Consider the following 16,100-nt stretch of genomic DNA (forward strand, 5'->3'; position numbering starts at 1 on the left):
TAGTTAACCACGCATGAGACCCCCCGCCAGCCGAATCGGACGGTAGAGCGCGGTGGCCGCGGCCGTCAGACAGATCACGACGGCGGCGAGGAGCGGCGGACGGGCACCGAGATGGACAGCCGCGGAGCCGAGGGGGATCGCCACGACGAGAGGCCCGAACATTGCGGTGTTGGCCGTCGCGCACACTCGGCCCAGCAGCGCCGACGGCGTGTGCGTCTGCACAGCGGTCACCGCCGCGACAAGGGTCCAGGGCAGGCCGACGCCGGCCACCACCGCCCCGAGGACAGTGGCCGGCCACCACGGCAGGCAACGGGCCAGGCAGCCGAGCGCGAACAGCGCCGTGCCGGCGACACCTACCGCGACGGCGCCCCGGGCCGCGATGAGCCGGCCGACGAGCAGGCCACCGAGGATGGAACCGGCGCCCTGCGCGCTGGCAAGCACACCCAGGAACGTCGTCGGCAGCCGCAGTTCGGTGACGACGACCGCGTAGATTCCCGCCGTCGTGAATCCGGACATGGCGATGGACACCGCGGCGAGCACGACCGGCAGGCGTGTCGCTCGCTGTCCGAACAGGACCACCAGTCCGGTACGCGGGCCGCCGCCGCGTTCGGTGGGTTGGTCGGCGGGCGTCCGGTTCAGGCGGAGCACCGCGTACAGGACGGCGACCACTACCGGCATGGCCGCGCTGAGCACGGCGACCGCGGAGCCGCCCCACCACGCGTAGAGGCCGGCTCCGGCGAGGGGAGCGACGAGTTTCATGCCCTCCTGGGCGCTGGAGCGCCACCCGTTGACGTGGCCGAGTTCGCTCGGCGCGAGTGCCGACGGCAGCAGCGCCGTCTCGCCGGCGTCGATGAGCACGTAGCTGACGCCGTAGGCGCAGGAGACGGCGAAGATGAGCCAGGTCTGCCCCGGCCCCCGCACCGTGAGGAGTGTCAGCAGTGCGGCGGCCAGCATGAGGTTGACGGCGATGACAAGCGGCCGCCGGGGTGCTCGGTCGAGCAGGCCGCCCAGCCACGGGCCGGCGAGCACCGGGGCGTACACGCAGAGGCCGGCGAGAGCGGCGAGACCTGTGGAGCCGGTGAGGTCCAGGATCCAGATGCCGGCGACCAGGGACATCGCGCTGCTGCCGAACCCGGACAGCAGGGAGATCGCCACGAACAGGCTTGCGTTGCGACGCATGAGCGCTCCGAGTTGAGTCGAGGTGACTCACATCCTCAGTCTTGAGTTGAACGCTGGCAATGCTGCCGGGCTCTGTCAACGCGCCGTTGACAGAGCGGCGTCGATCATGGTTGCGGCCGTTCGCGCGGGCGCGGGCAGGCGCTCGCCCGCTTCGGCGAGATCGGCGGCGAGGTGCACTGTCAACGCGTACAGCGAGCCCGGGGCGGCATCCAGCGCGGCGTCCACAGTGCTCCGCACGAGTGCCGCACGACGAAATCGCCCGTCCCACCGCCGATCGGCGTCGACCCACCGGCCAAGGTCGGCGACCGCCGACCGCAGCGCCGCGATCTGCGGGGGCAACCGGAGGTCGAGGTGCTGCCGTCGCGACCAGCGCGCCGCCGCCAGCCGCTGTCGACGCTGCTCGGCGGCCTGCCGGCTGCCCAGGCCGAGCGCCGTCGCGATCTGCGCCCACGTCGCGCCGTCGTGACGGGCCCGGTCGATGATCTCCAGCTCCTGCTCGTCCAGCCGAGCCCGGGTGGCGCGAATCTCAGCCAGCCGATCCAGCTCCGACGTCATCCGTCAACGTTACATTGACGTGCTCTCGTCGACTGCCGTCCTGGGCGTGCGGACCATGAACACATCCACCGGATCCTCGGTGTCGAGGGTGAAACCGTGCCGCTCGTACAGTCGCCGGGCCGGGCTGCCCCGCAACACGTTCAGCTGGACCAGTGTGCCGTCACTGTCGCAGCGGTCCAGCAGCTCGCGCAGCACGGCCGTGCCGATGCCGCTGCCCTGTAGCTGCGGGACCAGGTAGAAGTGCTCCAGCCAGTGGGCGTCCTCGTCCGGACGCAGCGCCACGCAGCCGGCGAACGCGCCGTCAACCTCGACCACCCAGGTGTACGCCGCCGCGAACCCGTCCCGCAGGCGCTGCCGCACCCGCTTGTCGTCGTACCGCCCCAGCCGCTCCAGGTCGGCCCGCAGCGCCACCGCCCGCAACTCGGCCACCGCCTCGACATCCGCTACCGAGGCCGGCCGCATCGTCCAGTCCGCCATGGTCCGCAAGCTATCGCGGCCCGGCGCTCTGGTCCCGGCGCAGCCCGTCGACGAGGAGTTCGACCATGCGACGTGCGTCGTAGCGGGGCTGACAGGCGCCGATGCAGAGATTGCCGACGCCGCGCAGCAACTCGAAGGCGGTCACGTCGGAGCGGATCTCGCCCGCCGCGGCAGCGGCGTCGAGCAGTTGCGCACAGACCGGCACGAGGCGGTCCAGGAAGTAGGCGTGCAGCGTCTCGAAGGTCGCGTTGTCGGACTGTAGCGCCTCGGCGAGGCCGTGCTTCGTGACCAGGAAGTCGACGAAGAGGTTGATCCACTCAGCGAGGGCGGCGTGCGGTGTGCTGCTGGCGGCCAGCAGGGTCGGCCCGGCCTCCGCGCACGCCTCGACCTGGTGCCGGTAGACGGCCACGATGAGGTCGGCGCGGGTCGGGAAGTGGCGGTAGAACGTGCCCACACCGACGCCGGCCCGGGCGGCGATGTCGCGTACGGGCGCGTCCACGCCCGAGGTGACGAAGGCCGCGGCGGCGGCGTCCAGCAGTGTCGCCTCGTTGCGTCGAGCGTCGGCCCGCTTGCGGGGGGCCGAGCGCCCCGATCCGCTGTCGATGTCGGCCACCGCGCTGTTACCCCCATCACTTGGCAAACGGAACAGTGTTCCGTATCGTTCGTGGCGGAACGTGGTTCCGCTTACTCAGGATGTCAGAGCGGGTGGGCCAGTGCCAATCACCCTTCCGTAGAGGAGCAGTCATGCAGTACCGCACCCTGGGGCGCACCGGCGTCCAGGTCAGCACCCTCGCGCTCGGCGCGATGAACTTCGGCAAGCTGGGGCACACCACCCAGGACGAGGCGACGGCGATCGTCGACGCCGCGCTGGACGCCGGAATCAACCTGATCGACACCGCCGACATGTACAGCCAGGGCGAATCGGAGGAAATGGTCGGCAAGGCCATCGCCGGACGCCGCGACGACATCGTGCTGGCCACGAAGGCCGGCATGCCGATGGGCGACGAGCGCAATCAGCGCGGCAGCTCGCGCCGCTGGCTCGTCACCGAACTGGACAACAGCCTGCGCCGTCTCGGCGTCGACCACGTCGACCTCTACCAGATCCACAGGTGGGACCCGACCACCAGCGACGAGGAGACCCTGTCGGCGCTTACCGACCTGCAACGGGCCGGAAAGATCCGCTACTTCGGCTCCTCGACCTTCCCCGCGTACCGGCTGGTGCAGGCAGAGTGGGCCGCGCGGGAACACCACCTGGGGCGTTACGTCACCGAGCAGCCCAGCTACTCGATCCTGCAACGAGGAATCGAGGCCCACGTCCTGCCCGTGACCGAGCAGTACGGGCTCGGCGTACTCGCGTGGAGCCCGCTCGCCTCCGGCTGGTTGTCCGGCGCGGTCCGGGCCGGCCGGGAGATCACCACCAGTCGCTCGGCGCTGCTACCGGCCCGCTTCGACCTCAGCGTTCCGGCCAACCAGGCCCGGCTCGACGCCGTCGAACAACTGGCCACCGTCGCCGACCAGGCGGGGCTCACCCTGATCCAGCTCGCGCTCGGGTTCGTCACCGCCCACCCGGCGGTGACCAGCGCGATCATCGGCCCCCGCACCATGGACCACCTGCACGCTCAGCTCGCCGCCGCGGACACCGTGCTCCCCGCCGAGGTCCTCGACGCGATCGACGCGATCGTCGCACCCGGGGTCGACCTCGCCGCCCACGAGAAGTTCGACACCCCGCCCGCGCTCCTCGACCCGGCGCGGCGTCGACGCTGACGGTGGTCGACGCCCGGCCTGTCGTATCGTGCCGGAATGGCACAGCCGGTGTGGGCGAACGGTGACGCGTACGAGGCGTACGTGGGTCGGTGGAGCCGCCTGGTCGCGGCGGACTTCCTGCGCGGGTTGGCAGTGCCGCCGGGGCGGAACTGGCTCGATGTGGGCAGCGGCACCGGCGCGCTGACCTCGGCGATCCTCACCCAGACGAATGCCGCCCGGGTGACCGGCGTCGACCCGTCGGAGGGGTTCGTCGCGGTCGCGCGGACCCGGGTCACCGACCCCCGGGCGGCCTTCCAGGTCGGTGACGCCCGGGCGCTACCGCTGCCCGATCGGGTCGCGGACGTGGTGGTCAGCGGACTGACGCTCAACTTCGTGCCGGAGCCCGCTCGGGCGGTGGCGGAGTTCGCCCGGGTGGTCCGGCCGGCCGGGGTGGTGGCCGCCTACGTCTGGGACTACGCCGAGGGGATGGCGATGATGCGGCACTTCTGGGCCGCCGCCGCACAGCTCGACCCGGCGTCGATCGAGCGGGACGAGGGCAGACGCACCACGGTGGGCCAGCCCGACACGCTGCACGCGCTCTGGGAGCAGGCGGGGTTGCGGGACGTGTCGGTCCGGCCGGTCGACGTGCCGACGACCTTCGTCGACTTCGCCGACTACTGGACACCGTTCCTCGGCGGTCAGGGGTCCGCGCCGGGGTACGTCGCGACGCTTGCCGAATCCGACCGGGCCGCGTTGCGGGAGTTGCTTGCCACCCGGCTACCGGTCGAGCCGGACGGGTCGATCCGGCTCACCGCGCGGGCCTGGGCGGTACGGGGCAGCGCGCCCGAGTAGCCGTCGCACCGGGCCCCGCCCAGCCCCGCCGCCGCACCTTGTCGCAAACCGGACAAGACGGTAAAGCCCCTGGTAGAGCACCCTTGGGGCAGGTGGAGGTAGACGGGTGGCGGGCCACATCCCGATCCTCCGGCCCGGCGGGGACAACATCGTCCGCACCGGTGCCGCCCTCACCCAGCCCGACCTCGAAACCGCGACGGTCACGGCACAGCTGCCGCTCCGATCGCGCGTACGACAGGCCGAGGCTGCCACCGACACCCCTGCGGGCGCCCGCAGCGGTGCCTTCGCCCACCGGGACAAGGACGTCAGCACCGTCGGCTGTCCGGCAACGCCGTCCGCCGGCCGTGTCCGCCGTCCCCGTGCCCCGCCGGCCTTTCGCACTGTGGACCCCGCCGGGGTCCGGCGTCGCTCGACCGCGCGCCGAGCCCTGGCGACCGAGCCAGAAAGGGCCCGACATGGCCGCTCCCACCGTGACCGCAGCCTTGAACGCATCCGTCTTCACGCCGGGTGAACAGATGCTGCTGACCGTGACCTACTCGGACGCCGACACCAAACCGCTGACCGTCACCATCGTGGTCACCGACGCGCAGGGCAACAGCAGCGCGCCGGTCAAGGTCACCGCGGTCATCGACCCGCTCGTCGTGACCGTCACCGACAACTCCGGACGTACCTGGACCCGGGTTTCCGACAACGGCTCCGTGGCCGTGTATCGGTCGGTGGCGTGATGCCCCGGGTCACCGTCCAGGTCCGCGACACCGCCGGCAACACCGCGACGGCCGCCGCCGACTACAGCCTGGGCCAACCCGTGCTCGGCGGCTACTACCTCTCCGGCGGCGCCGATCCGACAGCCGACATGGCCGGCGGCAACTTCCGGTCACTCACCCAGTACCGCAGCCTCGCCGACGGCTACATCTTCCCCGGCTACAACCGGCCCTGGCTTGTCAACCTGGGCAAGGCCGGGGTGCAGATGAACATGGTGCTGGAGTTGAAGCACTACGGCGCTTCGAGCCAGGGCGCGCAGAGCTTCGCCGTGGACGGCACCAACTACACAGTGCCGGAACCGACGATGACCATCCAGCAGCGACCCGGCACGACCTGGCCGAAGGCGTACGGGTACGGCCAGGTGATCAAGGGGCACTGCGACGGGTTGCTGGCCCGCGCGCTGTCGCAGTACCGCGCGCTCGGCTTCGGGGTGAACATCCAACTCGCTTCGGAACTGGACACCGATCACGAGTTCGGCACCACCGAGGACGGCAAGGCGTACAGCTGGGCCGAGTCGGACGCGCGGGCGGTGCAGGCGATGAACTACATCCTGACGTGGTTCAAGGCGCGGACGCTGCCGGCCGGCACGACCTTCTCGGTGGGGCTGGGCGGCTTCGACAGGGCCTGCTTCCAGCGCACCCACCCGGAGTCGCTGATGTCCCGCCTCGACTATCTCCAGTGGAACGCGTACGCCACAAACGCCAGCCACACCGCGCTGGCCCGGTTTCGTCGCACCAAGGACTGGGCGGTGGCGGATCTTGGCCCGGTGGCGCTGTCCCGGCCGGTGATCATCGCTGAGTGGGGGGTGCGGGTGGCCGAAATCCCGAACCAGGCCGCCTGGATCGCCACAGTGCCGGCGGCGATCGCCCAGCTCAACGCCGAGCGTGGGCCACGGATCGTGCGCACCAACTACTTCAACTCCGGCTGGGGCACCCTCACGCCGAAGGCGACCGGGTTGACAGCGCTCCGCGAGGCGTACGCCAAACGGCCGTACGTCTGACGCTGGCGGCCCGGTCGGCATACCGCCGACCGGGCCGACCGGGGAACCCTATGCTCGGATCATGGAACTGCGGATCTTCACCGAACCCCAGCAGGGCGCCAGCTACGACCAGTTGCTCGCCGTCGCCCGCTGTGCCGAGGACGCCGGCTACGGCGCGTTCTTCCGGTCCGACCACTACCTGATGATGGGTGACGTGAGCGGCGAGCCCGGCCCCACCGACGCGTGGACCACGCTCGCCGGCCTGGCCCGGGACACCAGCCGCATCCGGCTCGGCACGTTGATGACCGCTGCCACCTTCCGGCTGCCCGGCCCGCTGGCGATCACCGTGGCGCAGGTCGACCAGATGAGCGGGGGCCGGGTGGAGTTGGGCATCGGCACCGGCTGGTACGCCGAGGAGCACTCCGCGTACGGCATTCCGTTCCCGTCACTCGCCGAGCGGTTCGACCGGCTTGAGGAGCAGCTCGCGGTGATCACCGGGCTCTGGTCCACACCGCTGGGGGAGCGGTACGACCACGCCGGCCGGTACTACCCGGTACGCGACTCACCCGCTCTGCCGAAGCCCGTGCAGCAGCCGCGCCCACCGATCCTGCTCGGCGGCATGGGCCCGAAGCGCACCCCCGCGCTGGCCGCCCGCTACGCCGACGAGTTCAACCTGCCGTTCGCCTCGGTGCCGGACACGGCGGCGCAGTTCGACCGGGTCCGGGCGGCGTGCGCGCAGATCGGTAGGGATCCGGCGGAGCTGGTCTGGTCCAACGCCCTGGTGCTCTGCTGTGGGCGCGACGACGCCGAGGTGGCGCGTCGGGCCGCCGCGATCGGCCGCGACCCGGACGAGCTGCGGGCCAACGGCCTGGCCGGGACGCCCGCCGAGGTCCTGGACACCATCGGCCGGTACGCGGAGATCGGCAGCGAGCGGCTCTACCTTCAGGTGCTGGACCTCGGCGACCTGGCGCACCTCGAACTGGTCGCCGACGAGGTGATGGCGAAGCTCTGAGGCGACGCCCGTCGCCCGGTGCGGCCAGCGGTCAGCCGCGGCGATGGGCGCCCACGCCCGGCCCGGACGCGCGCGGGTCCCTGAGCACGGTGTCCAGCCGTCCGTCGCGGTCACTGTCCACGTAGGTGATGTCGGGAATCCCGTCGCCGTCGACGTCGATCTGGACGACGTCGGCGACCCCGTCGCCGTCCAGGTCGGTGACCACCTGCACCGAACCGTCCAGGTGCCGCGTCACTATCGACTGTGGCCCGGCGGCGGGCGCGCGTGGCGCCGGGCCGGGCGTCGGCACCGGCGTCGGGGCCGGCGCGGGCGCCGGGGTGGGCCGGGGACCGGGCGTGGGCGCCGGATGGCTGGTCAACCCGTCGAACGATGCGCCCGCCTGCTCGACGCCGCTGCCGGTCGGGTCCAGTTCCTCCTCGGAGGGGTACACGTCGCCCCGAGGGGCTGGATCACGGTAGCTGCTCATGGGCGTAGGGTTCCCCGGCGATGACGAGAACAACCGTGCCCGATCGACCGGTGTCCCCGGTGGGCGGTTTGGCGGAAAATGCTGGGGCCGACGCCACGGTCATGAACGGGGGTCCGCGCGTGGAACTGCGCCGGAATCGGGGGGCCCGTGCGCTCGCTCTGGTGTGCGTACTCGGCGGGGTGCTGCTGCTCGTCTATCCCAGCGACGGCGCCCTGCTCCGGACGATCATCGCGGGGGGCGCTGTGGCGCTCGGCGTCGCGGCACTGGTCAGTGCGCTGCGACCGTTCCGGTTCGGGATCGGCGCCGAGGGGCTCACCATCCGACGGCCCGGCCTGCGTCGGGACATCCGGTGGGCCGAGGTCGACGCGTTGGTCCTCGACGAGCCGCCCCGCCGCGACGGCTACCGGAGACCGCCGCGACTGCTGCTGGTGCCCGGGCCGGGGGTGCCGCTGGAGCCGGTGACCGCCCGCCACCCACTCGACGGCCGCCCCGCCATCGAGTTGCTCGTCCTCGACCAGGTCCGTGAGCAGCCCGATCAGGTGTCCGCCGCGCTCACCCGGTACGCCGGTGACCGTTTCGTCGACCTGCTGGCGTTGCGCCGCGCCGCCTTCGCCGACCCGGACCTGCCGGTGGGCCTGCGGGGCTACCAGATGGACCGGGTCGACAGGTTGATCCGACGCGGCCAGGACGCCCTGCTGTCCGGGGACGCGCCGACCCGGCAGTCGGCCCGGGGTGAGATCGAACGCACGCACGCGGCAGGTCTGCCGATCGCCCAGCGTGGTTACCACACGGTTCAGACGGATACGGTTCTGGACGCCCTCGTCGCCGCGTTGGCCGACCACGAGACCACCGATCGGGAGACCGCCACATGACCGCGCAGGGACCGCAGGCCGGGTCGACCACCGACGTTCCGCGCCGCAACTGGGCTGGCAACGTGCGGTACGCCGCGAAGGCGTTCCACCGGCCCACGTCGGTCGACGAACTGCGCCGGCTGGTCGCCGACAGCACCCGGATCCGGGCGGTGGGCAGCGGGCACTCCTTCAACCGCCTCGGCGACACCGACGGTGACCTGGTCACCCTCGCCGGGCTGCCCCCGGTGGTCGAGGTGGACCACGAGCGCAGGCAGGTCACAGTGAGCGGGGCGATGCGCTACGGCGACCTCGCCCGACATCTGCACACCCAGGGGTACGCGCTCGCCAACCTCGCCTCGCTGCCACACATCTCGGTGGCCGGCGCGGTGGCCACCGCCACCCACGGCTCCGGCCAGACCCACGGCAACCTGGCCAGCGCTGTCGCCGGCCTGGAGTTGGTCACCGCCACCGGTGACCTGCTGCGGGTCGACCGCGACACCGACAGGTTCGCCGGCATGGTGGTCGGTCTCGGCGCGCTCGGCCTGGTCACCCGGGTCACCCTCGACGTGGTGCCGGCCTTCGAGCTGCGCCAGTACGTGCACCTCGACCTCGACCGGGAGGCGTTGGACGAGGCGCTCGGCTCGGCGTACAGCGTGAGTGTCTTCACCGACTGGCGTGAGCCCCGGCTGCGTGAGGTCTGGCGCAAGCAGTTGGCCGACCAGTCGCCGCCGCCTGCCGACTGGCTCGGCACCACCGCCGCCGACAGCCCCCGGCACCCGGTGCTCGGCATGCCACCGGAGAACTGCACCCCGCAGCTCGGCGAGCCGGGTCCGTGGCACGAGCGGCTGCCGCACTTCAAGCTCGGCTTCACCCCGAGTAGCGGCGACGAGTTGCAGTCCGAGTACCACATCGCGCGGACGTCGGCGGCCGACGCGCTCGCCGCGCTGGACGACGTGGCGCACCTGATCGCACCGGTGCTGCTGGTGTGCGAGTTGCGGACCGTGGCGGCCGACGAACTGTGGCTCAGCCCGAACCACCAGCGGGACAGCTTCGTCGTGCACTTCACCTGGATCGACGACACCGCGGCCGTGCTGCCCGTGGTGGAGGCCGTGGAGGAGTGCCTGGCACCCTTCGCGCCCCGCCCGCACTGGGGCAAGGTCTTCGTCACCGACCCGGCAACGCTCGCCGCCCGCTACCCCCGCCACGCCGACTTCGCCGCCCTCCTGACCGACCTGGACCCCCCCGGCAAGTTCCGCACCAACCTCCTCAACCGCTACTTCCCCCGCTAACCCCCACCCCACCCCCACCCCACCCCCACCCCCCGGCTCCCTTCTGCGTTGATCATGAAGTTATTGCCACGACACGCCGCACCGGGTGGCAATAACTTCATGATCAACGGGGCGGGGTGGGCTCAACGGGGCGGGGTGGGGGTTTGGGTTTGGGTTTGGGTTTGGGTTTGGGTTTGGAGGGTGGCGCTCTGGACCGCTCGGCTGATGTCGGTGGGGGAGATGATGCCGGTCAGGTGGCCGGTTTCGCTGACCACCAGGGCTCGGCCGTCGGCGCACTCCGTGAGTCGGGGGAGCAGGTCGTTGAGCTGTTCGCCGGGCTGGGCCAGGACCAGTTCGTCGGCTCGGCAGGCCACCTCGGCCAGCGTGGTCGAGGCCCGCCGCTCGGGCGGTACGCCCCGCACCCGGTCGACGGTGACCAGGCCGATCGGCCGGCCGTCCTCGGTCAGCGGGAGCGCCGAATGCCGGTACGCGAACAGGTAGTTGTCGACGAAGTCCGCGACGGTCATCTCCGCCGAGGCGGTCTGCGGCTGCGGCGTCATGACGTCACCCACCCGGATCCCGCGCAGGGCGCTGCCGGTGCGGGCCTGCCGCTCCTCCATCCCGGCCGCACCGATCAGGAACCAGCCGATCAGGGCCAGCCAGAGCCCACCGAACCCGACCCCGGACAGGAACTGCCACAGCCCCAGGCCGATCAGCAGGACGCCGAGCACCCAGCCGGCCCGCGCGGCGACCACCGACGCCCGGGTCCGGTCACCGGTGGCCTTCCAGACCGCGGCGCGCAGCAACCGACCACCGTCCAGGGGTGCGGCCGGCAACACGTTGAAGATGGCAAGCAGCACGTTGATGCCGGCCAGCCAGGCCACCGCCCCGAACAGCAACCCGCCCTGCCCGGCAAGCGCCAGCAGCGCCGCGATGGCCCCGAAGAACGCCCCGAGCAGCAGGCTGACCAGCGGGCCGACGCCGGCGATCCGCAGCTCCGCGCCGGGGTCGCGCGGCTCGCCCCGCAGCTCGGCCACGCCACCGAACAGCCACAGCGTGATGCCGTCGACCGTCAGCCCGTTGCGCTTGGCCACCACCGCGTGCGACACCTCGTGGGCGAGCAGGCCCACGAAGAAGACCACCGCCGCGGCCAGCCCGGCGAGGGTGTACGCCACGGACGAGCGGTCGGGGTACGAGCGGGGGAACTGGTTGGCGGCCAACCCCCACGCGATCAACGCGAAGATGACCAGAACGCTCCAGTTGACACCGACCGGCACTCCCGCGATCCGACCAAGTCGGAAACTGGCCCTCATCCCGCCGGGATACCCCGCCAGGCCGGCGGCATGCCGAAGAATCAGGCGCACCGCGTGATCGCCCGGCGCGCTGCCCCTCGCCGGTCAGCGGCGGGGGGCCTCGCTGGCGATCGTCGCCTCCCGGGGCAGGGCGGCGGCGCGCAGTGCCCAGTCCAGCGCGTAGTCGGCGATCTGCTCCCAGCCGTCCTGCCCGACGGTGAAGTGTGATCGGCCGGGGAACTCCTCGTACGCGGTGAGCGCCCGGGACTTCTGGTAGAGCCCCGCGTTGGTCCGGACGACCGACGCCGGCACCACGTGGTCCGCACCGCCGGCCATCAGCAGTAGTGGCGCCCGGTCGATGCGTCCGGTGTCGACCCGGGCCGGAGAGCGCGGGTCCACGTTGGCGAAGGCACCCTCGAAGAACACCCGGCCGGCCCCGGGGACGGCATAGCGCTGCCAGGCCCGGTCGGAGTCCGCGCGGCTCATCGTGTTGCCGAAGGTGTAGGCGAAGTCGTCAGGGGTGAACGGGACGGCCTTGCCGCGGTTGGCGGGGCTGCGCAGGATCGGGAAGCCGGAGCGCAGCTGACTCAGCGGCACCTTGAGCACCCCCTTGATCGCCGCGGGGTGCACCCCCACCACCGCCGCACCGAGACCCCGATCGGCGAGGACCTGGGCGAACAGGCCGCCGAACGAGTGCCCCATGATGATCGGGGGTCGGGGCAACGCCCGGATGATCTTGTCGTAGTGCGCGACGATCGTGGCGATGCTCTGCTCGGCGATCGGGCCGGGGTCGTCGCGCAACTGCTCCACGGACCGGTCCATCCCGGGCCAGGCGGGGGCGATGACGTGCATGCCGCGCGCGGTGTACCGCTGCGCCCACCCCTCCCAGCTGCGCGGGGTCATCCAGAGTCCGTGGATCAGCACGACCGTGTCGACCCGACCCTGCGGCGTGGCACCCATCGCGTCCTCCCAGTGTCGCGGCGTCCGGCCCGGCGGTTACCCGCTGCCGCGCCTGGAATGCCTGCACCGCCGGGTTCCCTCAGGCTGCGTGGCGCCGCGCCCAGGACCGCCCCGGAACGGCCCCTGACAAATGTCACGGTCCGAACGTGACGACCGCTCCGGGCATCGAGGTCCGCGCCGCCGGAGCATGATTGACATGACCAGTACGCATCCGGCCGTCGAGTTGAACGGCCTCACCAAGACCTTCGGCGCGGTCACCGCTGTCGACGGGCTGAGCCTGCGGGTGCAGCCCGGCGAGGTGGTGGCGTTCCTCGGCCCCAACGGGGCGGGTAAGACCACCACCATCGACATGCTGCTCGGTCTGGCCCGCCCGGATGCGGGCACCGTCCGCATCCTCGGCGGCACCCCGGACGACGCGGTGGCCCGGGGCCGGGTCGCCGCCGTGTTGCAGACCGGCGGGCTGCTCAAGGACCTCACCGTCGGTGAGACGGTCGAGCTGAGCGCGCACTTCTACCGGCACACCCGCCCGACGGGCGAGGTGCTCGAGCGGGCCGGCATCGCCGACATCGCCGGTCGGGTCGTCGGGCGCTGCTCCGGCGGCCAGCAGCAACGGCTGCGCTTCGCGCTGGCGCTGCTGCCCGACCCGGATCTGATGGTGCTCGACGAGCCGACCACCGGCATGGACGTCGAGGGTCGGCGGGACTTCTGGCAGGCCCTCCGCCGCGACGCGCGGGCCGGCCGGACCGTCATCTTCGCCACCCACTACCTGGACGAGGCCGACGCGTACGCCGACCGGATCGTGCTGGTCCGACAGGGGCGCATCGTGGCCGACGGCACCACCGCGGAGATCAAGAACCTGGCCGCCGGCCGTACGGTCCGGGCCACCCTGCCCGGCGCCGACCAGGCCGCGCTGGCCGCGCTGCCCGGCGTTGACGCCGTCGAGGTACGCGGCGACAGCGTGCTGGTGCGCACCAGCGACTCGGACGCGATCGCCCGGCACCTGCTCACCCGGACCGACGCCCGGGACGTGGAGATCACCTCCCGCAACCTCGAGGACGCCTTCCTCGCCCTGACCACCGCGCACCCCGGAGCCTGAGATGACCGCACCCACCCCCACCCCCACCCGTGCCGTCGAGCCGGACCGCCGGCTGCCCGCCCTCGGCGGTTTCGCCCCGGGCGTCCTGCGCATCGAGCTGCGTCGGGTGCTGCGCAACCGCCGTACCCTCGCCTTCACGCTGATCATGCCCGGCGTCTTCTTCCTCATCTTCGGTCTGCCGCAGGGCGGGCAGTCGCTCGACAACGGCCGCCCGGTCACGGCGTACGTCATGATCAGCCTGGCGGTGTACGCGGCCATGGTGGCGACCACGAGCGCGGGCGGCGCGGTCGCCACCGAGCGGGCCCTGGGCTGGAGCCGTCAGCTGCGGCTCACCCCGTTGCGCCCGACCGCGTACGTGGCGATGAAGCTGGTCACCGCGATGACCCTCGGCCTGCTCGCCGTCGTCGTCGAGTTCCTGGTGGGCGCCGCGGCCGGTGTGCGCATCCCGGTGTACGTGTGGCTGCTCTCCGGGCTCGCGGCCTGGGTCGGCTCGCTCGTCTTCGCCGCGTTCGGCCTGTTCATCGGCTACCTGGTGCCGGCCGAGAACGTCATGCAGTTCATCGGTCCGATCCTGGCCGTGCTTGCCATGTTCGGTGGCCTGTTCGTTCCGGTCGAGGTGCTGCCGGAGGTGCTCCAGCAGGTCGCGAAGTTCACCCCGGTGTACGGCATGGGGGTGCTGGCCCGGGCCCCACTGACCGGCGACGGGGTGAGCGTGGTGGCGGTGGTCAACCTCGTCGGCTGGGCGCTGGTCTTCGGTGTCGGTGCGGCCCGGCTGTTCCGCCGGGACACCGCGCGGGTCTGACCACCACGACGGTTAGCGTGGACCCGATGGACCTTCCGACCGGGCAGCCCCGACCGGTGAGCCGCCACTGGCGGTTCACCGGCTGGCTGCTGGCCGCCGTGTGGCTGTTCTTCCTCAACGTGCCGCTCGCCACCGCGTTGCGCCAGCCCGAGCCGTGGCGGCGGCTGCTCGGCGTGGCCGCCCTTGTCGTCTTCGGCCTCGGTTACGTGCTGCTGTTCGAGTGGGCCCGCAAGCGGCGCCAGGCACTGTTGCCGATCCCGGTGGGTCGGGCGCGGGTCGGGCTGGTGCTGCTGCTCGCGGTGGGCCTGGTCAGCATCCCCGGCACCGGTGGGGACTGGCTGGTCACCCTGGTCTACGTGGCGGCCGCCGGGGTGTTCCTGCTGCCGGCGGCGGAGGCGTTGGCCGCGGTGCTGCTCTGCGCGCTGACCCCGGTGCTGGCGTCCTGGCTGGTGCCGGGTTGGCAGGCGGAGAACGGCGTCGTCTTCGCGGTGCTGCTCGCCTCGTTCGCGATGTTCGGGGTGTCCCGGCTGGCCCAGCGCAACGGGGAGTTGCAGGCCGCCCAGCGGGAGATCGGTCGGCTCGCGGTCGCCGAGGAGCGGGCCCGCGCCGCCCGCGACCTGCACGACATCCTCGGGCACTCGTTGACGGTGGTGGCGATCAAGGCCGAGTTGGCCGGCCGGCTCATCCAGGTGGACCGCGACCGCGCCGCCGCCGAGATCGCCGAGGTGGAGGCGCTGGCCCGCGCCGCACTGGCCGACGTGCGGCAGACGGTCGGGGCGTACCGCGAGGTCACCCTCGCCGGGGAGCTGGCCGGCGCCCGCTCCGCGCTGGCCGCGGCGGGCATCGCGGCGGACCTGCCGGGCGAGGTGCCGGCGTTGCCGGACGAGTGGGACCGACTGTTCGGGTGGGCGGTACGGGAAGGGGTGACCAACGTGGTTCGGCACAGCGGGGCGCGGTCCTGCACGGTCCGGGTGCACCCGGACCGGGTCGAGGTCAGCGACGACGGTCGGGGCCTGTCCACTCCCGACGCCAGCGGGCACGGGCTGGTCGGCCTGCGTGAGCGGGCGCGGGAGTTGGACGCCGTGCTGAGCGTCGGTCGCCGACCCGACGGGAGTGGTTTCCTGCTCCGGGTGCACGCCCCGGCGGAGACCCGGTGAGTGCCTCCGGCGCGGGACCGTCCAACCCGATCCGGCTGCTGCTCGCCGACGACCAGGCACTGGTCCGCGGCGCGCTGGCCGCGCTGCTGTCGCTCGAGGACGACCTGAGCGTGGTGGCGGAGGTCGGCCGGGGCGACGAGGTGGTGCCGGCGGCCCGCGACAGCGACCCCGACGTCGCGCTGCTGGACGTGGAGATGCCCGGCCTGGACGGGATCGCCGCCACCGCCGCGTTACGGGCCGCCCTGCCGAGCTGCCGCGTGCTTGTGGTGACCACCTTCGGTCGGCCCGGCTACCTGCGTCGGGCGATGGAGGCCGGCGCGAGCGGCTTCGTCGTCAAGGACACCCCGGCCCGGCAACTCGCCGACGCGGTCCGTCGGGTGCACGCCGGCCTGCGGGTGGTCGACCCCACGCTTGCCGCCGAGACCCTGGCCGCCGGGGTGAGCCCGCTCACCGACCGGGAGACCGAGGTGCTGCGGACCGCCCGTGGCGGTGGCACTGTCGCCGATCTGGCCGGGGCGCTGCACCTGTCCGAGGGGACGGTGCGCAACCACCTCTCGGCGGCGATCGGCAAGACCGGCGCCCGCAACCGGGCCGAGGCGATCCGGGTCGCCGAGCAGAACGGCTGGCTGCTCGGCGAGTGACCCCCGCC

The 16,100-nt window shown here is 72.4% G+C and carries 18 protein-coding genes; 11 read left to right on the plus strand and 7 right to left on the minus strand.

What is annotated here, in order from left to right; translation table 11 throughout:
* Positions 1 to 3: 3 nt before the first annotated feature.
* The 4 genes from AB0B85_RS10585 to AB0B85_RS10600 all read right to left on the minus strand — a co-directional run bounded on the left by AB0B85_RS10585 (position 4) and on the right by AB0B85_RS10600 (position 2,824).
* Complete coding sequence (locus AB0B85_RS10585) at positions 4 to 1,179, minus strand: MFS transporter (protein ID WP_357405779.1); 1,176 nt, start codon at positions 1,177 to 1,179, stop codon at positions 4 to 6.
* Between the two features lie 75 nt (positions 1,180 to 1,254).
* Positions 1,255 to 1,734 (minus strand): hypothetical protein, encoded by a 480-nt coding sequence (locus tag AB0B85_RS10590; RefSeq protein ID WP_357405781.1) that lies wholly within the window; start codon positions 1,732 to 1,734, stop codon positions 1,255 to 1,257.
* A gap of 9 nt (positions 1,735 to 1,743) precedes the next feature.
* Positions 1,744 to 2,211, minus strand: a complete 468-nt coding sequence (locus AB0B85_RS10595; protein ID WP_357405782.1) for a GNAT family N-acetyltransferase — start codon at positions 2,209 to 2,211, stop codon at positions 1,744 to 1,746.
* A gap of 10 nt (positions 2,212 to 2,221) precedes the next feature.
* Positions 2,222 to 2,824: a TetR/AcrR family transcriptional regulator gene (locus AB0B85_RS10600; protein ID WP_357406058.1), complete on the minus strand. Its 603-nt coding sequence runs from the start codon at positions 2,822 to 2,824 to the stop codon at positions 2,222 to 2,224.
* A gap of 131 nt (positions 2,825 to 2,955) precedes the next feature.
* On the opposite strand from AB0B85_RS10600, the gene AB0B85_RS10605 reads away from it, so the two are divergent.
* From AB0B85_RS10605 to AB0B85_RS10625, 5 genes are all read left to right on the plus strand, one after another.
* Entirely contained in the window at positions 2,956 to 3,975 is a 1,020-nt protein-coding gene (locus tag AB0B85_RS10605; protein WP_357405784.1) for an aldo/keto reductase, read from the plus strand.
* A 36-nt stretch (positions 3,976 to 4,011) separates the two neighbouring features.
* Entirely contained in the window at positions 4,012 to 4,806 is a 795-nt protein-coding gene (locus AB0B85_RS10610; protein WP_357405786.1) for a class I SAM-dependent methyltransferase, read from the plus strand.
* A gap of 455 nt (positions 4,807 to 5,261) precedes the next feature.
* On the plus strand, positions 5,262 to 5,531 hold the full coding sequence (locus AB0B85_RS10615) for a hypothetical protein (RefSeq protein ID WP_357405788.1): 270 nt from the start codon (positions 5,262 to 5,264) through the stop codon (positions 5,529 to 5,531).
* On the plus strand, positions 5,531 to 6,568 hold the full coding sequence (locus AB0B85_RS10620; RefSeq protein WP_357405790.1) for a hypothetical protein: 1,038 nt from the start codon (positions 5,531 to 5,533) through the stop codon (positions 6,566 to 6,568). The genes AB0B85_RS10615 and AB0B85_RS10620 overlap by 1 nt, the downstream gene beginning before the upstream one ends.
* Positions 6,569 to 6,629: 61 nt before the next feature.
* Positions 6,630 to 7,559 carry an LLM class F420-dependent oxidoreductase gene (locus AB0B85_RS10625; RefSeq protein WP_357405792.1) on the plus strand — a complete coding sequence of 310 codons (930 nt, stop codon included), beginning with the start codon at positions 6,630 to 6,632 and terminating at the stop codon, positions 7,557 to 7,559.
* A 31-nt stretch (positions 7,560 to 7,590) separates the two neighbouring features.
* Here AB0B85_RS10625 and AB0B85_RS10630 read toward each other — a convergent pair whose 3' ends face one another.
* Positions 7,591 to 8,025, minus strand: coding sequence for a hypothetical protein (locus tag AB0B85_RS10630; RefSeq protein ID WP_357405794.1), 435 nt, complete (start codon positions 8,023 to 8,025; stop codon positions 7,591 to 7,593).
* A gap of 119 nt (positions 8,026 to 8,144) precedes the next feature.
* On the opposite strand from AB0B85_RS10630, the gene AB0B85_RS10635 reads away from it, so the two are divergent.
* Both AB0B85_RS10635 and AB0B85_RS10640 read left to right on the plus strand, forming a co-directional pair.
* The gene (locus AB0B85_RS10635) at positions 8,145 to 8,897 is read left to right on the plus strand and encodes a hypothetical protein (RefSeq protein ID WP_357405796.1); all 753 of its coding nucleotides are present in this window, start codon (positions 8,145 to 8,147) and stop codon (positions 8,895 to 8,897) included.
* The gene (locus tag AB0B85_RS10640) at positions 8,894 to 10,165 is read left to right on the plus strand and encodes an FAD-binding protein (protein ID WP_357405798.1); all 1,272 of its coding nucleotides are present in this window, start codon (positions 8,894 to 8,896) and stop codon (positions 10,163 to 10,165) included. Before AB0B85_RS10635 ends, AB0B85_RS10640 begins: the two co-directional genes overlap by 4 nt.
* Before the next feature lie 122 nt (positions 10,166 to 10,287).
* Here the strand turns inward: AB0B85_RS10640 and AB0B85_RS10645 are convergent, their stop codons facing one another.
* Together AB0B85_RS10645 and AB0B85_RS10650 are read right to left on the minus strand one after the other, a co-directional pair.
* Entirely contained in the window at positions 10,288 to 11,457 is a 1,170-nt protein-coding gene (locus AB0B85_RS10645; protein WP_357405801.1) for a site-2 protease family protein, read from the minus strand.
* Positions 11,458 to 11,541: 84 nt separating this feature from the next.
* Positions 11,542 to 12,396: an alpha/beta fold hydrolase gene (locus AB0B85_RS10650; protein WP_357405803.1), complete on the minus strand. Its 855-nt coding sequence runs from the start codon at positions 12,394 to 12,396 to the stop codon at positions 11,542 to 11,544.
* A 196-nt stretch (positions 12,397 to 12,592) separates the two neighbouring features.
* Between AB0B85_RS10650 and AB0B85_RS10655 the strand changes: the two genes are divergently transcribed.
* The 4 genes from AB0B85_RS10655 to AB0B85_RS10670 are packed head-to-tail and all read left to right on the plus strand — an operon-like array spanning position 12,593 to position 16,092.
* Positions 12,593 to 13,492 (plus strand): ABC transporter ATP-binding protein, encoded by a 900-nt coding sequence (locus AB0B85_RS10655; protein ID WP_357405805.1) that lies wholly within the window; start codon positions 12,593 to 12,595, stop codon positions 13,490 to 13,492.
* A gap of 1 nt (position 13,493) precedes the next feature.
* Positions 13,494 to 14,294 carry an ABC transporter permease gene (locus tag AB0B85_RS10660; protein WP_357405807.1) on the plus strand — a complete coding sequence of 267 codons (801 nt, stop codon included), beginning with the start codon at positions 13,494 to 13,496 and terminating at the stop codon, positions 14,292 to 14,294.
* 26 nt (positions 14,295 to 14,320) lie between these two features.
* Positions 14,321 to 15,451: a histidine kinase gene (locus AB0B85_RS10665; RefSeq protein WP_357405809.1), complete on the plus strand. Its 1,131-nt coding sequence runs from the start codon at positions 14,321 to 14,323 to the stop codon at positions 15,449 to 15,451.
* Positions 15,448 to 16,092 (plus strand): response regulator transcription factor, encoded by a 645-nt coding sequence (locus AB0B85_RS10670; protein WP_357405811.1) that lies wholly within the window; start codon positions 15,448 to 15,450, stop codon positions 16,090 to 16,092. The genes AB0B85_RS10665 and AB0B85_RS10670 overlap by 4 nt, the downstream gene beginning before the upstream one ends.
* Positions 16,093 to 16,100: the final 8 nt, after the last annotated feature.

Origin of the sequence: Micromonospora sp. NPDC049044 (assembly GCF_040649215.1) — a bacterium.
Taxonomy (GTDB): domain Bacteria; phylum Actinomycetota; class Actinomycetes; order Mycobacteriales; family Micromonosporaceae; genus Micromonospora.

Excerpts from the sequence above, each read along its gene's own strand:
- AB0B85_RS10585 (WP_357405779.1), bottom strand. The coding sequence starts at position 1,179 with ATGCGTCGCAACGCAAGCCTGTTCGTGGCGATCTCCCTGCTGTCCGGG.
- AB0B85_RS10590 (WP_357405781.1), bottom strand. The coding sequence starts at position 1,734 with ATGACGTCGGAGCTGGATCGGCTGGCTGAGATTCGCGCCACCCGGGCT.
- AB0B85_RS10595 (WP_357405782.1), bottom strand. The coding sequence starts at position 2,211 with ATGGCGGACTGGACGATGCGGCCGGCCTCGGTAGCGGATGTCGAGGCG.
- AB0B85_RS10605 (WP_357405784.1), top strand. The coding sequence starts at position 2,956 with ATGCAGTACCGCACCCTGGGGCGCACCGGCGTCCAGGTCAGCACCCTC.
- AB0B85_RS10610 (WP_357405786.1), top strand. The coding sequence starts at position 4,012 with ATGGCACAGCCGGTGTGGGCGAACGGTGACGCGTACGAGGCGTACGTG.
- AB0B85_RS10615 (WP_357405788.1), top strand. The coding sequence starts at position 5,262 with ATGGCCGCTCCCACCGTGACCGCAGCCTTGAACGCATCCGTCTTCACG.
- AB0B85_RS10620 (WP_357405790.1), top strand. The coding sequence starts at position 5,531 with ATGCCCCGGGTCACCGTCCAGGTCCGCGACACCGCCGGCAACACCGCG.
- AB0B85_RS10625 (WP_357405792.1), top strand. The coding sequence starts at position 6,630 with ATGGAACTGCGGATCTTCACCGAACCCCAGCAGGGCGCCAGCTACGAC.
- AB0B85_RS10630 (WP_357405794.1), bottom strand. The coding sequence starts at position 8,025 with ATGAGCAGCTACCGTGATCCAGCCCCTCGGGGCGACGTGTACCCCTCC.
- AB0B85_RS10640 (WP_357405798.1), top strand. The coding sequence starts at position 8,894 with ATGACCGCGCAGGGACCGCAGGCCGGGTCGACCACCGACGTTCCGCGC.
- AB0B85_RS10645 (WP_357405801.1), bottom strand. The coding sequence starts at position 11,457 with ATGAGGGCCAGTTTCCGACTTGGTCGGATCGCGGGAGTGCCGGTCGGT.
- AB0B85_RS10650 (WP_357405803.1), bottom strand. The coding sequence starts at position 12,396 with ATGGGTGCCACGCCGCAGGGTCGGGTCGACACGGTCGTGCTGATCCAC.
- AB0B85_RS10655 (WP_357405805.1), top strand. The coding sequence starts at position 12,593 with ATGACCAGTACGCATCCGGCCGTCGAGTTGAACGGCCTCACCAAGACC.
- AB0B85_RS10660 (WP_357405807.1), top strand. The coding sequence starts at position 13,494 with ATGACCGCACCCACCCCCACCCCCACCCGTGCCGTCGAGCCGGACCGC.
- AB0B85_RS10665 (WP_357405809.1), top strand. The coding sequence starts at position 14,321 with ATGGACCTTCCGACCGGGCAGCCCCGACCGGTGAGCCGCCACTGGCGG.